Raw genomic sequence first — 14251 nt, 5'->3', positions numbered from 1 at the left:
GCGCCCCGGGGCCGCTGCCCGGCCCGCCGGCGCCGGGAGCGCGGGCAGGGGCCGGGCCGTTCCGGCGCGAGTGCCCCGGTACGCCGCACTGCGGCGGGAGGCGGGGGTGCCCGTCAGGCTGTCAGGCCCGTCAGGACGTGCTGGGGCGGCTGTTTGCGGCGCCGGGGCGGGAAGACCTCGCCGGGGGTCGGGACGGGCCGCCGCCGCTGCGGCTCGGGCCCGGAGGGCTTCCCGGGCCGCCGCTCCGGCCGCTTCCCCGGCTCCTCGGCGGGACCCGGCTCCCGCGCGGGCTCCCCTGCGGGCTCCGGCGCCGGCTTCCGCTCCCGCCCTGGTCCCGGCTTCCGCTCCGGCTCAGGCTCCTGCGCGGGCTCCTGCGCGGGCTCCGCCGGGCGCCTGCGTCCGGGCTCGTCGTCCCGCTCCGCGCACACGGGGGCGCGCCCGGCGGGCAGGAAGACGGGGCGGGCCGGCCCGCCCTGTGCGGCCGCTCCGCGGGAGGCTCCGGCGGGCGCGACGCCGGCGGCGGACTCGCAGCGCCGCAGCAGCTCGGCGCGGCGTTCCGCCTCCGCGGCTCCGGCGCTCCCGGCCCGCAGTCTCCGCAGGGCCGCCAGATCCTCCGGCGCGGGCGTCCAGCCCGCGGCGAGCGCGTCCTCGAGCCGTTCGAGATAGCCCGCCGCGGCGCCGGGGAGTGCCGCACGGTAGCGCGCGAGATCCGCCACCAGGAACGTACGGAGCCGGTGCCCCTCGTGCTCCGCCTCGTCGAGATGTTCGGCAAGGCGGAGCACCTCGCGTGTTCCGGGTGCGGAGGCCGGGCCGGACTGCAGGGCGACGGCGAGGGCGCCTCGGAGCACACGCAGCTCGTCCGCGCTGAACGCCATGCCGCCTCGGTAACCGTATGGCGTGGGCATGGGGCGACTCTACGAGCGGAATGCCCTAAATCTTCTTATCGCCCGGATTGCGGCGTGGCGTCGCCGCAATCCGGCGACGAACAGCACGCCCCCGGCCGCCGCCGCGCCCACCGCGAGCACGACGGACGCACCGCTCCCTCCGGGGGAGGCGTCCTCTTCTGCCGCCCGGCGGCGCGAGGACCTGGCGGAGTCGTCCTCTCCCGAGTACCCCTCGGGGACGGCGGTGCCCCCCGTGCCCGTGACGGTCAGCGGGATCGCCGCCGTGTCGTTGCCGGCCGCGGGGTCCCGGGCCGGGCGGTCCGCTCCCTCGCCGCTCAGCACCCGCACGCGCCCGGCGGCCCCCGCGGTGCGCCGCTCGATGCGGAAGAAGAACGACGCCGTCCGCTCCTCGCCCGCCGGGAAGGTCTCCGGAAGCCGGCACACGTACCGTGCGCGGCCGGGCCGGTGGTCGTCACAGATCCAGCTCGTCTCCTCCTCCGCGCCCGGGTCCGGATCCACGTCCGGATCGAGCACCGTGCCCTCCGGAGGCACGATCTCGTAGAAGAGGTCCTCGGGGGCACCGGCCACGCTCGCCCCGAGCACCGTCAGGTCGCCGGGCCCGGCGTTGCGCGCGCCGAGTTCCACGGCGACCACGTCCCCCACACGGCCCTCGACCGGCGTGGCGACCGCCTGCAGATCGGTGTCCACCGTGGTGGAGACCAGCACGCTGTCCCGCCCGTGCGGAGGGAAGCCCTCCCGTGGCACCGCGCGGCCCAGGGCCACCGGAGGCCCGCTCCCGGAGACCCGGGGCGGCACCCCGGGCACGGGCGGCCCCGGAGCGGCCGGGTCCTCCCCGGGCAGCCACAGGGAGTAGGAGATCGCCGTGGCCGTCAGTCTCTCCGGTACCCGGAAGCGGAAGGGCTCCGACAGCGTGCGGGCCGTGCCCGGCCGGAGCGGTTCCTCGAAGCGGCAGTACACCGTGTGGCCCACGGCCGTCTCCCGCTGCTCTGCCCGCTCGGCGGGCTGGGAGTAGCGGCAGTTGCGGTGCTCGCGCAGGGGGCGCAGGCCCCTCGTGCGCAGGGCGAGACCGAAGCGCCGGGGAGTGATGCCGCTGTAGTTGGCCACGGCCGGGGTGAACGACACGACGCCACCGGGGGCGACGCCGCGGACCGGCTCCTCCCGGCGCTCCCGCAGTCCGGTGCTCCCCGGGCCGGCCCACACCCGGGAGGTGTGCACCGTCCGCTCGCCACCGGCCGCGGTGACGGTGTAGCGGACCGTGCCGCCGTCGCCCGGCCGCACGCCCTTCGCCGGTCCCACCACGAAGGGGAGCAGCCGGTCGGTGCCGTCGACGTCGCGCGGGCGACAGCGGAAGACGTACGGGCGTCCCCGCAGCCGCGGGCAGTGGTGTGCGCGGACGCGGACCGCGCCCCGGAGGGACGCGGCGTCCACGGTGAGGACCACGTCACGCGCCCGGGCGGCCTCCAGCACCACGGGGAACTTCGTGCCGCCGCCCTGACCGGGCCCGGTCAGGTAGTAGTCCGGTTCGACGACGACCCGGACGTCCGTCCGGGCGGGCGCGGCCGACCCGGCGGGGACGGCGGTGAGCAGCCCGGCGAGCGCGGCGAGGAGCACCGCGGTGGCCCGTGCCACGGCCGTCGCGCGACGCTTCGCCCCCGGCCGACTCCCCCGGGACACCCGTCAGTTCCGCGCCACGTTCCGCTCGTACACCAGCCGGAGCCCGATCAGGGTCAGCCACGGCTCGTGCTCGTCGATCAGCGTGGCCTCGCCCAGCACCATCGGGGAGAGGCCGCCGGTGGCGATCACGGTCACGTCGTCCGGGTCGTCGGCCAGCTCGGCCGCCATCCGCTGCACCACGCCGTCCACCTGGCCGGCGAAGCCGTAGAGGATGCCCGCCTGCATCGCCTCGACCGTGTTCTTCCCGATGACGCTCCGCGGCCGGGCCAGCTCGATCTTGCGGAGCTGCGCCCCGCGTACACCCAGCGCGTCCACGGAGATCTCGATGCCGGGCGCGATCGCGCCGCCGACGTACTCCCCGCGGGCGGAGACGGCGTCGAAGGTGGTCGCGGTGCCGAAGTCGACCACCACACACGGCCCGCCGTAGAGCTCGACCGCGGCCAGCGCGTTGATGATGCGGTCCGCGCCGACCTCCTTGGGGTGGTCCATGAGGATCGGCACCCCGGTCTTCACGCCGGGTTCGACCAGCACCGCCGGGATGTCCCCGTAGTAGCGGCGGGTGACCTCGCGCAGCTCGTGCAGCACCGCCGGCACCGTGGAGCAGATGGCGATGCCCTCGACGTTGTCGCCCAGCTCCTCGCCGAGCAGCGGGTGCATGCCCATCAGCCCCTGGAGCAGTACGGCCAGCTCGTCCGCCGTACGCCGGGAGTCGGTGGAGATGCGCCAGTGCTCGACGATGTCCTCGCCGTCGAAGAGACCGAGCACGGTATGGGTGTTGCCGACGTCGATGGTGAGCAGCATGGTCAGGCGTCCTCGCGGAGGTCGAGGCCGATGTCGAGGATCGGCGAGGAGTGGGTGAGACCGCCCACGGCCAGGTAGTCGACGCCGGTGTCGGCGTAGGCCCGGGCGTTGTCCAGGGTGAGGCGTCCGGAGGACTCCAGCCTCGCGCGCCCCGCGACCAGGGCGACCGCCTCGGCGGTCTGCTCCGGGGTGAAGTTGTCCAGCAGCAGCAGGTCGGCGCCCTCGGCGAGCACCGGTCCGATCTGGTCCAGCCGGTCGACCTCCACCTCGATGGGCACGTCGGGGAACTCGGCGCGCACGGCGGCGAAGGCGGCCGCGACCCCGCCGGCCGCCAGCACGTGGTTGTCCTTGATCAGCGCCGCGTCGGAGAGCGAGAAACGGTGGTTGACCCCGCCGCCGCAGCGGACCGCGTACTTCTCCAGGGCGCGCAGGCCCGGGGTGGTCTTGCGGGTGTCGCGCACCCGGGCGGAGGTGCCGGCGAGGGCGTCCGCCCAGGCGCGGGTGGCGGTGGCGATGCCGGAGAGGCGGCAGAGCAGGTTGAGCGCGCTGCGCTCGGCGGTGAGCAGGTCGCGGGTGCGGGTGCGGACGGTGAGCAGCCGCTGCCCGGCGGCGACCCGGTCGCCGTCCTCGGCGTGCCGCTCCACCTCGAACTCGTCGGTGCAGACCACGGAGAGCACCGCCTCGGCGATCCGCAGCCCCGCGACGGTGCCCGCCTCCCGGGCGGTGAAGTCGCCGACGGCCAGCGCGTCGTCGGGGACGGTGGCCACGGTGGTCACGTCCACGCCGTGGTCCAGGTCCTCCTCGATCGCCAGGTGCGCGACGTCCTCGACCTGGACGGGGTCCAGTCCGGCGTCGAGCAGCAGCCGGGCGAGGTCCGGATCGAGCCCGCAGTCCAGCGGGCCGGGCCCGGCGGATCCCGCGTCCGCGGCGCCGCAGCCGCAGGCGTCGCCGCAGCCGGCCGCCTCGGTCCCGGCGGCGGGCCCGCCGATCTGGAGCAGCGGCAGGTCCACGGCCGGCCGGAGGTGCGCTTCGTCGGAGGAGGGGCTGGTCACGGATTCTCCTTGCGGACGGCCTGTCCCGGCGGCGGGTCCACCGGCGGGAACGCGGTCGTGTCGGTCGTGCGGACGGCGAGCGAGTCGAGCGTAGAGCGCCGCCCGTCCGGGCGCAGGCGGACCACCAGATGGCGCCGCCACGCGGTGTCGTCCCGGTCCGGGTGGTCCTCGCGCCAGTGCGAGCCGCGGGTCTCGGTGCGGCGCAGCGCGGCCGCGACCAGTACCCGGGCGACGAGGTGCAGATTGGCGGCCTCCCAGGACTCCACGCCGGGCTGCGCGGCCTCGCCCGCCCCGCGGGCGGGGAATCCCCGTACGGCCCCGGGGCCGTCGAGCAGCGCGTCCAGGTGCTCCGCGGCCCGGCCCAGGCTCCGCGCGGAGCGCAGCACCCCGGCGCCCTCGGTCATCACCCGCTGCACGGCGGTACGCGCCTCCGGCGGCAGCAGCGGCATGGTGGGCGGGGCCGCCGCACCGGGGCCGCAGGAGGGGCGGCGGGCGGCGATGTCCGCGGCGATCCGCTCGGCGAACACCAGGCCCTCCAGCAGGGAGTTGGAGGCCAGCCGGTTGGCGCCGTGCACGCCGGTGCAGGCGGTCTCCCCGCAGGCGTACAGGCCGGGCACGGTGGTGCGGCCGTGCAGGTCGGTGCGGACGCCGCCGGAGGCGTAGTGGGCGGCGGGCGCCACCGGGACGGGCCGCGTCACCGGGTCGATGCCGTGGGCGCGGCAGGCGGCGAGGATGGTGGGGAAGCGCCGTTCCCACATGCCGGCGCCGAAGTGCCGCCCGTCCAGCAGCATGTGGGAGGCGTCCTGCTCCCGCATCCGGCGCATGATCGCCTTGGCGACGATGTCGCGGGGGGCCAGCTCGGCCAGTTCGTGCCGGCCGAGCAGGAAGCGTTCGCCGGCGGCGTCGACGAGGTGGGCGCCCTCCCCGCGTACGGCCTCCGAGATCAGCGGCTGCTGGCCCTCGGCGTCCGGGCCGAGATAGAGCACCGTGGGGTGGAACTGCACGAACTCCAGGTCGCTGACCTCCGCGCCGGCGCGGAGCGCGAGGGCGACGCCGTCCCCGGTGGAGACCGCGGGGTTGGTGGTGGCCGAGAAGACCTGGCCCATGCCGCCCGTGGCGAGGACGACGGAGGGCGCCCGCACGGCGCCCACCCCGTCGTGCCGGCCCTCGCCCATCACGTGCAGGGTGACGCCGGCGGTGTGCCCGGCGGCGTCGGTGAGCAGATCGAGCGCCAGGGCGTTCTCGACCGTCCGTATGCCCTGCTCCCGGACGGCGGAGACCAGCGCGCGGGAGATCTCCGCGCCGGTGGCGTCGCCCCCGGCGTGCGCGATGCGGCGGCGGTGGTGGCCGCCCTCCCGGGTCAGGGCGATGTCGCCGGACGGCGCGAGGTCGAAGCGGGCGCCGCCGGCGATCAGGCGGCGGACGGCGTCCGGGCCCTCGGTCACCAGGGCGCGTACGGCCTCCTCGTCGCACAGCCCGGCGCCGGCCACCAGGGTGTCGTCCCGGTGCTGGGCGGGGGTGTCGCCCTCGCCGAGCGCGGCGGCGATGCCGCCCTGGGCCCAGCGGGTGGAGCCGGCGTCCAGCCGGGCCTTGGTGACGACGACCGTGCGCAGGCCCTCGGCGGCGCACCGCAGGGCGGCGGTGAGGCCGGCGACGCCGGAGCCGACGACCACCACGTCGGCCTCCACGGTCCAGCCGGGGGCGGGTGCGGGGAGGGCGGTCGCGTGCGCGGGACGCGGCGCGCGGGGCTCGGGCGCGGTCATCACGCCCGCCCCGGGAACTCGACGGCGACGTTGTCGATCAGCCGCGTGGTGCCGACCAGCGCGGCGACCGCCAGCACCGCCTCGCCCGCGAAGTCCTCCGGCACCTCGGTGAAGTCCTCCGGGTGCACCAGCGCGAGGTAGTCCGGCTCCAGCGGGGGCGTCGCGGTCCGCGCCGCGTCCAGCACCTCCCACGCCGCGGTACGGACCGCCGCGGGACCGCCGGGCGGGGTCCGTGCCGCGTCGCGGCCGGCGAACAGGGCGCGGGAGAGCGCCAGCGCCGTGTGGCGCTCCCCGGCGGCGAGGTAGGCGTTCCGGCTGGAGCGCGCCAGACCGTCCGGCTCCCGCACCGTGGGGACGCCGGCGATCTCCACGGGGAAGTTCAGGTCCCGCACCATGCGCCGGATGAGCGCGAGCTGCTGGGCGTCCTTGCGGCCGTAGAGGGAGACGTCGGGCTCGGTGAGGTGGAGCAGCTTGGCGACCACGGTGAGCATCCCGTCGAAGTGCCCGGGCCGGTGCTCGCCCTCCAGCCGCTCCCCCATCGGCCCGGCGGCGATCCGCACCTGCGGCTCCCCGCCCGGGTACACCTCGTCCACGGCGGGGGCGAAGACCACGTCCGCGCCCGTCCCCCCGGCCAGCCGCAGGTCGGCGTCGAGGGTGCGCGGGTAGCGGTCCAGGTCCTCCCCGGGGCCGAACTGCAGCGGGTTGACGAAGACCGTCACCACCACCTGGCCGTCCGGGCCCGCGGCCTGCCGCGCGGCGCGGACGAGGGCGGCGTGTCCCTCGTGCAGGGCGCCCATGGTCATCACCACGGCCCGCGGCCCGCCGGGGCCGTGCAGCGCGCGCAGCTCGGCGGCGGTGCGGACCAGGCGGGGCAGGCCGGGGGTGCCCGGGGCGGCGGTGCCGGTCGCGGCGGCCGCGACGGTACGGGCCGCGCTCCCGCCGGGGGCGGGTCCGCCGTGCGCCGCGGCGGCGGCGTCCCGGGTCTCCGGGGCGGGTGCGGCGTCGTCCGGGGCGGCGTCCGTACGCGCGGCGCGGGGCTCGTGCGGACCGGTCATCGGGAGCCCTCCTCTCCCTCTCCGGCGTCCCCGCCGTCCCCGCCGGGCGGGTCGCCGAGCACGTCCAGCAGGTGCTCCGCCTGGCCGGCCCGCAGCAGTCCGTGCGCCAGCGCCCGGTCGGCGGTGGTACGGGCCATCGCCAGATAGCCGGCGACCGCCTGCGGCGCGTGCGCTCGCAACTCCGCCACGTGCGCGGCGACGGTGCCGGCGTCCCCGCGGGCGACCGGGCCGGTGAGCGCGGCGTCGCCGGAGCGCAGGGCGTTGTCCAGGGCGGCGCCGAGCAGCGGCCCGAGCATGCGGTCCGGCGCGGAGACGCCGGAGGCGCGCAGCAGCTCCATGGACTGCGCGACCAGCGTGACGAGGTGGTTGGCGCCGAGCGCGAGGGCGGCGTGGTAGAGCGGCCGGGCCTCCTCGGCGACCCGCTCCGGCTCCCCGCCCATCTCGATCACCAGCGCCTCGGCCGCCAGCCGCAGCTCCTCCGGCGCGGTGACCCCGAACGCGCAGCCGGCCAGCCGCTGGACGTCGACGGAGGTGCCGGTGAAGGTCATCACCGGGTGCAGGGCGAGCGGCAGGGCGCCGGCCCGGACGGCCGGGTCCAGGACTCCGGTGCCGTAGCGGCCGGAGGTGTGCACCAGGAGCTGCCCCGGGCGTACCGCCCCGGTGGCGGCCAGTCCGGAGACCAGTTCGGGAAGCGCGTCGTCCGGCACGGTCAGCAGCACCAGCTCCGCGCGGGCCAGCACCTCGGCGGGCTCCACCAGCGGCACGCCGGGCAGCAGGGCCTCGGCGCGGCGGCGGGAGGTGTCGGAGACGCCGGAGGCGGCGACCGGCCGGTGCCCGGCGAGCCGCAGGGCGGCGGCGAGCGCGGGGCCGACCCGGCCGGCGCCGACCACGCCCACCGTCAGCCGGGCAGGGCGGTTCTCGGCCCGGCCGTCGCCGTCGGCGGGGCCGGGGTGCTGCTCAGGGTTCACGGAGCGCTGACCTTCCGTCTGCCGTTCCGGTCCCGGACCAGGGGTACCGGACGTTCCCGGCCATGCTATGCCCTCGGCGTGCGGCACCGGCCCGCCCTGTGGCCCGCACCACGCGCCCCGGTCCGGCACGGGCGTGGGCACCGCCCGGCACGGGCGGGGGGTGCGCACGGCACGGGCGGGGTGCGCACGGCTCACTTGTCGATGTCGCCGACCACGAAGAAGAACGACCCCAGGATGGCCACCATGTCGGCGACGAGCGTCCCGGGCAGCAGCACGCTCAGCGCCTGGATGTTGTTGAAGGACGCCGACCGCAGCTTCAGCCGGTACGGGGTCTTCTCCCCCTTGGAGACCAGGTAGTAGCCGTTCAGCCCGAGCGGGTTCTCCGTCCAGGCGTAGGTGGCGCCCTCCGGCGCCTTCAGGACCTTCGGCAGCCGCTGGTTGACCGGCCCCGGCGGCAGCTCCGCGAGCCGGTCCAGGCAGGCGTCGGCCAGCTCCAGGGCGTTGTGTGCCTGCTCCAGCAGCACCTCGAAGCGGGCCAGGCAGTCACCCTCCTCCCGGGTGACGACGCGCAGCACGTCCGCCAGCTCGCCGTACGCCAGATACGGCTCGTCCCGGCGCAGGTCGAAGTCGACTCCGGAGGCGCGGGCGATCGGGCCGCTGACGCCGTAGGCGTGCACGGTCTCCGGGGAGAGCACGCCGACACCGCGGGTGCGGCCGCGGAAGATCTCGTTGCCCACCACCAGCCGGTCGAAGACGTCCATCCGGGAGCGGACCGCGGCGACCGCCCGGCGGGCCCGGCCGGTCCAGCCGGCCGGCAGGTCCTCCTTGAGGCCGCCGACCCGGTTGAACATGTAGTGCATGCGGCCGCCGGAGACCTCCTCCATCACGTTCTGGAGCTCCTCGCGCTCCCGGAAGGCGTGGAAGACGGGGGTGATGCCGCCCAGCTCCAGGGGGTAGGAACCGAGGAACATCAGGTGGTTGAGGACCCGGTTCAGCTCGGCGAGCAGGGTGCGCAGCCACACCGCCCGCTCCGGCACCTCCATGCCGAGCATGCGTTCGACCGCCAGCACCACGCCGAGCTCGTTGGAGAACGCGGAGAGCCAGTCGTGCCGGTTGGCCAGCACGATGATCTGCCGGTAGTCCCGGGCCTCGAAGAGCTTCTCCGCGCCGCGGTGCATGTAGCCGACGACCGGCTCGGCGGCGCTGATCCGCTCGCCGTCCAGCACCAGCCGCAGCCGCAGCACGCCGTGGGTCGAGGGATGCTGCGGGCCGATGTTCAGCACCATGTCGGTGCTCTCGGCGGCGCCTCCGATGCCGACCGTCGTCTCCGTCATGCCGCCAGTCTGACAGCTCCGTACACCCGTCCGGCCCCTCCGTCCTCCCCGCGACGGATACGGACCGTCACGAACCGGCCTACGCTGGACCCCATGACGACGGTCACGGGCGACGACGCCGGAGCCGGTCCCGCCGGAGGCCCCGGCGGGACCGGAGGGACCGGGCCGGCCGGCGGAGCCGCGGAGACGGAGCAGTGGCGGGGCGTGGAGCGGGCGCTGCTGCGGCTGCGGCGGCTGGTGCTGCTCGCCACCCTGCTCCCGCTGACCCTGCTGGCCGCGGCGGTGCCCGGGACCCTCGCCGGGCCCGGCTGGGCACTGCCCGCGCTGGTGCCGCTCGGCTGCACGCTCTGGGGCTGGGGCGCCCTGGCCCGGAACTGGCGCTCCTGGAGGTACGCCGAGCGCGCCGACGACCTGCTGATCGCCCGCGGTGTGCTCCGGCGGGAGCTGACGGTGGTGCCGTACGGCCGGATGCAGCTCGTCGAGGTCACCTCCGGCCCGCTGGAGCGGCGGTACGGGCTGGCCCGGCTCCAGCTCCACACCGCCGCCGCGACCACCGACGCGACCATCCCCGGGCTGGTGCCCGAGGAGGCCGCGCGGCTCCGGGACCGGCTCACGGAGCTGGGCGAGGCCCGTTCGGCGGGACTGTGACCGCGCGCGGCCCGTCCGGCCCCGCCCTCCCGCTGCCGGAACGCCCGGAGGGCAGGCGGCTGCACCCGGTGACGCCGTGGCGCCGGGCCTGGGCGCCCGTCGCCGGCCTGACCGCCTTCGCCCTCCAGGACTTCGACCGGACCCGCGAGTGGTTCACCCAGCTCACCGTCGGCTGGCTGCTGGCCGCCTTCGCGGTCCTGCTGCCGGCGGCGGCCGCGTACGGCTTCCTCTCCTGGTGGTACACCAGCTACCTGGTGACCGACACCGAGCTGCGCATCCGCACCGGCCTCCTCTTCCGGCGCACCGCACACATCCGGCTGGACCGCATCCAGGCGATCGACGTGGGCCGCCCGCTGCTGGCCCGGATCGCGCAGGTCGCCAAGCTCAAGCTGGACGTGGTCGGCACCGAGGCCAGGGACGAGCTGGCCTTCCTCGGCGAGCGGGAGGCCGTCGACCTGCGCGCGGAGCTGCTGGCGCGGGCCGCCGGGATAGCGCCCGAGGCGGCACCGCAGGCCGGGGAGGCGCCGGCCCGGCGGCTGCTCCGGGTCCGCACCGGCATGCTGGTGCGGAGCCTGCTGCTGCTCGGCGCCGGCTGGGTGACGCTGGCGGCCGCGGTGGTGGTGCCCACCCTGCTCTACCTCTCCAGCGGCAGTGTGTGGCCCGCGCTCGCCGTGGGGGTACCGCTGCTCGGTGGGGTCTGGGCGAGCACCCTGGGGCGCTTCCTCACGGACTTCGACTGGACGGTCGCCGAGTCGCCGGACGGGCTGCGGCTCGACCACGGGCTGCTGGACCGGGAGCACGCCACCGTGCCCCCGGGCCGGGTGCAGTACGTGCGGATCAGCGAACCGCTGCTCTGGCGCCGGCGCGGCTGGGTGCGGGTGGACCTGGAGATCGCGGGCGCGGGCCGGGACAAGGGCGGTGCGCTGCTGCCCGTGGCCGGCTGGGCGGACGCGGCCCGGGTGCTCTCCCGCGTGCTGCCCGGCGTCGACCTGGCGGAGGCGGTCGCCGCCGTCTCCCCCGTCCCGCGCCGGGCCCGCTGGTGCGCGCCGGTGCGCCGGCGGGCGTACGGACACGGGGTGACGGACGCCGTCTTCGTCACCCGCTACGGGCTGCTCCGCCGCCGCACCGAGCTGGTGCCGCACGCCAAGGTGCAGAGCGTCCGCTACGGGCAGGGCCCCTGGGCGCGGCGCCTGCGGCTGGCGAACGTCACCGTCGACCACGGCGCGAACGGCTGGGCGACGGCCCGGCTGCGGGACGCCGACGAGGCCCGCGCGCTGGTGGCCGCCCAGGCGGAACGCTCCCGCACCGGCCGCCGCGAGGCCCGCCCGGAACGCTGGCTCACCCGCCCCTGACCGCGCGCCCGGCCCGTACGCCTCAGTAGAGCGGGAACTGCGCGGCGTCTGTCGTCCACGCGCCGATCCGCACCGTCTCCCCGAACGCGAACGGCTCGCGGTGCTGGTACGCCGGGCCGTCCTCACCGGGCCCGATCTCGGAGAGCACCACGCCGGTACCGAGGCGCGGGTCCACGATGATGATCCCCTTCCTCAGGTCTCGTCGCACGTCAGCTTATGCGGGGACGGCCTGCGCCGGGGTCACCCGAAGGGGTCGTCCCGCCGGCGCCGGGCGGGGCGGCACAGCGCGCCGGCGGCCGGTGCACGGGGCAGTGGCGGAGCGGCGCCGGGCGGGGGAGCATCGAAGGGCGGGGCGGAGGAGGTCCACGGGGCCGGACGGCCCGGACGCGTCCGGGAGGACGCGTCGGAGGCCGCGACCGGAGAGCGCGACCGGAGGACGTCGCGGCGCACCGGAGAGCGCGCCGCAGGCCCCCTCCGGGGAACAGGAGCCCCGTCATGACCACGACCACCGACCGGCAGACCGGTCCCGCACTCGCCGACCAGGCACCGCTGCTCCAGCGCCTGGTCGCCGGCTACGTGGGGCACCGCACCGTCGCCATCGGGCTGCGGTCCGGGCTGCTCCGCACCCTGGCGGACCACCCGGAGGCCACCGCCGGTGAGCTCGCCGGGGAGCTGGGGCTGGACGCCTTCTACGTGTCCGTGTGGTGCCGGTCCGCGGTGGCCGCCGGGGTCCTGGAGAGGTCCCCCGGCGAACCGCCCGGCGCCCGGGACGCCGCGGACGGCGGGCTCGCCGCCGCGGACGGCGCCGCCACCCGGTACCGGCTCGCCCCGCACATGGAGACGCTGCTGCTCGACCCGTCCTCCCCCGCCTGGATGGCCGGGGTCTTCGAGGTCACCGAGGCGCCGGAGATGTTCGCGCGCTTCGAGGAGAACCTCACCTCCGGCCGCCGGATGTGGTGGGACGAGGCCGGCCCCGGGTTCATCGCCGCGGTGGCCGACGCGGGCGTGCCCTTCTACACGCGGCTGGTCCCCGGCGGGCTGGCGCAGGTGCCCGGCCTCGCGGACCGGCTGGCCGCGGGCTGTCACGTGGTGGACACCGCCTGCGGTGCGGGTGCCGGCCTGGTGCGGCTGGCCCGCACCTACCCGGAGTGCCGGATCACCGGCGTGGACGGGGACCGGCTCTCGGTGGACCGGGCCGCGGAACGGGTGGCCACGGCAGGCGTCGCCGACCGGGTGCGGGTGGTGTGCTCCCCGCTGGAGGAGATGACCCTGGAGGACACCGCCGAGCTGGTGCTCAACAACATCTCGATGCACGAGTGCCGCGACATCGACCGGGTCACGGAGAACGTACGGGAGTCGCTGGCCCCCGGCGGCTGGTTCGTGGTCTCGGACTTCCCGTTCCCCGACTCCGAGGAGGAGCTGCGCACGGCCGCGGGCCGGATCATGAGCGGCATCCAGTTCTTCGAGGCGCAGATCGACGATCAGCTCCTGCCCCGCCGGGCGTACGACGCGCTGCTCACCCGGCACGGTTTCACCGGTCTCGGCTCCGTCCGCCTCACTCCGCTGCACGCCCTGACGTACGCGCGCCGCGCCTGAGCCCCCGACGCCCGGGCTCCGCGCCCGGCCTACCGGGACCGCTCCGGGCCGGTGTCCTCCACCGCCAGCGGGTCCGGGACGCCCACCGGCTGGGTGAGCCAGGTGAAGGCGCCCAGGCCCCCGGGGTCGGTGAGCTCGGCCGCCTCGCTCGCCGTGCGCAGCGCCCGGACGTAGCCGAGGGCGTCGGTGGAGGCCCAGGAGAGCGGCGGCCGCCCGCCGTGCACGCCGAGCGCGTGCAGGGCGGCGCGCTGGGTGCGCAGCGCGCCGCCGCCCGCGCCGGTGCCGCCCGTACCGCCCGCGCCGGTGACCTCCGCGGCGCCTGCGGCGGCGCAGGCGTCCAGGGCGACGTGCGCGGTCAGGTCCCGGGTGCCGTCCGGCACGGGTTCCGTCTCGCGGCCGTCCAGATAGCCGGTGAGGGTGCCGAAGGGCGGCCGCTCCGCACGGGTGTGGGCGTAGTCGACGGCCACCGCCAGCCCGCGGCCCAGGCTGCCTACGGCCTCCGCCCAGGCCGCGTCGCGGGGGCCGCCCAGCTCGGCCCGGAGCCCCGGTTCCGGGGCCAGCGGCCACCAGCGCCGCAGCCACTCCGCGTCCGCCCCGGCGACGGGGGCGCCGAGGGCCTCCCGCCCGGCCGCGTCGACCAGCACCCGGCGCGGCACGCCCGCACCGTCCACCTCGGCGACGTCGAGCGGGACGTTGTCCAGCCACTCGTTGGCGAAGAGGAGGCCGGTGACGGTGCCGGGAGGGGGCAGCCGGTCGTGCCAGGCCACGCGCCGGTCCAGCCCCTCGGGGCGCGGCGCCAGCTCGACGGCGACGGTCCGCAGCCGGGCGGCGAGACCGCCGTGCTCCCCGGGGGCGGCGTCCAGCGCCGCCAGCAGCCCGGCCGGCAGCTCGCCGCGGCCCGCCCCGACGTCCACCAGCGTCAGCTCGGCGGGCCGGCCGAGCGCGGCGTCGACCCGCTCCAGCAGCCGCAGCACGCCCGTGGCGAAGAGCGGCGAGACGTGCACGGAGGTGCGGAAGTGGGCCCGCGGCGCCTGCCGCACGAAGAAGCCGCCGGACCCGTAGAGGGCGCGCTCCATGGCCGCCCGCCAGCCCGTCGTCGCACC

At 77.0% G+C, this 14251-nt stretch carries 13 protein-coding genes; 3 read left to right on the top strand and 10 right to left on the bottom strand.

What is annotated here, in order from left to right; translation table 11 throughout:
* Nucleotides 1-113: 113 nt before the first annotated feature.
* The 8 genes from HOY81_RS11410 to HOY81_RS11375 all read right to left on the bottom strand — a co-directional run bounded on the left by HOY81_RS11410 (nt 114) and on the right by HOY81_RS11375 (nt 9552).
* On the bottom strand, nt 114-905 hold the full coding sequence (locus HOY81_RS11410) for a hypothetical protein (protein WP_237320171.1): 792 nt from the start codon (nt 903-905) through the stop codon (nt 114-116).
* Between the two features lie 9 nt (nt 906-914).
* Nucleotides 915-2534 carry a hypothetical protein gene (locus HOY81_RS11405; protein WP_237320170.1) on the bottom strand — a complete coding sequence of 540 codons (1620 nt, stop codon included), beginning with the start codon at nt 2532-2534 and terminating at the stop codon, nt 915-917.
* A gap of 48 nt (nt 2535-2582) precedes the next feature.
* The gene (locus HOY81_RS11400) at nt 2583-3380 is read right to left on the bottom strand and encodes a type III pantothenate kinase (RefSeq protein ID WP_237320169.1); all 798 of its coding nucleotides are present in this window, start codon (nt 3378-3380) and stop codon (nt 2583-2585) included.
* Nucleotides 3381-3382: 2 nt separating this feature from the next.
* Complete coding sequence (nadC, locus tag HOY81_RS11395) at nt 3383-4432, bottom strand: carboxylating nicotinate-nucleotide diphosphorylase (RefSeq protein WP_237320168.1); 1050 nt, start codon at nt 4430-4432, stop codon at nt 3383-3385.
* Complete coding sequence (locus tag HOY81_RS11390) at nt 4429-6195, bottom strand: L-aspartate oxidase (RefSeq protein WP_237320167.1); 1767 nt, start codon at nt 6193-6195, stop codon at nt 4429-4431. Before HOY81_RS11390 ends, nadC begins: the two co-directional genes overlap by 4 nt.
* Entirely contained in the window at nt 6195-7250 is a 1056-nt protein-coding gene (gene panC / locus HOY81_RS11385) for a pantoate--beta-alanine ligase (RefSeq protein WP_237320166.1), read from the bottom strand. The genes HOY81_RS11390 and panC overlap by 1 nt, the downstream gene beginning before the upstream one ends.
* Nucleotides 7247-8218 carry a Rossmann-like and DUF2520 domain-containing protein gene (locus tag HOY81_RS11380; RefSeq protein ID WP_237320165.1) on the bottom strand — a complete coding sequence of 324 codons (972 nt, stop codon included), beginning with the start codon at nt 8216-8218 and terminating at the stop codon, nt 7247-7249. The genes panC and HOY81_RS11380 overlap by 4 nt, the downstream gene beginning before the upstream one ends.
* Before the next feature lie 191 nt (nt 8219-8409).
* Nucleotides 8410-9552, bottom strand: a complete 1143-nt coding sequence (locus HOY81_RS11375) for an NADH-quinone oxidoreductase subunit D (protein WP_237320164.1) — start codon at nt 9550-9552, stop codon at nt 8410-8412.
* A 93-nt stretch (nt 9553-9645) separates the two neighbouring features.
* Here HOY81_RS11375 and HOY81_RS11370 point away from each other — a divergent pair, with 93 nt between their 5' ends.
* Both HOY81_RS11370 and HOY81_RS11365 read left to right on the top strand, forming a co-directional pair.
* Nucleotides 9646-10200, top strand: coding sequence for a PH domain-containing protein (locus HOY81_RS11370; RefSeq protein WP_237320163.1), 555 nt, complete (start codon nt 9646-9648; stop codon nt 10198-10200).
* Complete coding sequence (locus HOY81_RS11365; RefSeq protein WP_237320162.1) at nt 10197-11552, top strand: PH domain-containing protein; 1356 nt, start codon at nt 10197-10199, stop codon at nt 11550-11552. The genes HOY81_RS11370 and HOY81_RS11365 overlap by 4 nt, the downstream gene beginning before the upstream one ends.
* Nucleotides 11553-11574: 22 nt before the next feature.
* Here HOY81_RS11365 and HOY81_RS11360 read toward each other — a convergent pair whose 3' ends face one another.
* Nucleotides 11575-11760 carry a hypothetical protein gene (locus HOY81_RS11360; protein WP_237320161.1) on the bottom strand — a complete coding sequence of 62 codons (186 nt, stop codon included), beginning with the start codon at nt 11758-11760 and terminating at the stop codon, nt 11575-11577.
* A 287-nt stretch (nt 11761-12047) separates the two neighbouring features.
* On the opposite strand from HOY81_RS11360, the gene HOY81_RS11355 reads away from it, so the two are divergent.
* Entirely contained in the window at nt 12048-13148 is a 1101-nt protein-coding gene (locus HOY81_RS11355) for a trans-aconitate 2-methyltransferase (protein WP_237320160.1), read from the top strand.
* A gap of 29 nt (nt 13149-13177) precedes the next feature.
* On the opposite strand, the gene HOY81_RS11350 is transcribed toward HOY81_RS11355, so the two are convergent.
* On the bottom strand, nt 13178-14224 hold the full coding sequence (locus HOY81_RS11350) for an SAM-dependent methyltransferase (protein WP_237320208.1): 1047 nt from the start codon (nt 14222-14224) through the stop codon (nt 13178-13180).
* Between the last annotated feature and the right edge of the window lie 27 nt (nt 14225-14251).

Origin of the sequence: Streptomyces sp. JJ36, assembly GCF_021696945.1 — a bacterium.
Lineage (GTDB): Bacteria > Actinomycetota > Actinomycetes > Streptomycetales > Streptomycetaceae > Streptomyces.
Note: the sequence above shows the minus strand (reverse complement) of the source record. Positions and strands in the feature narration are given on the sequence as shown.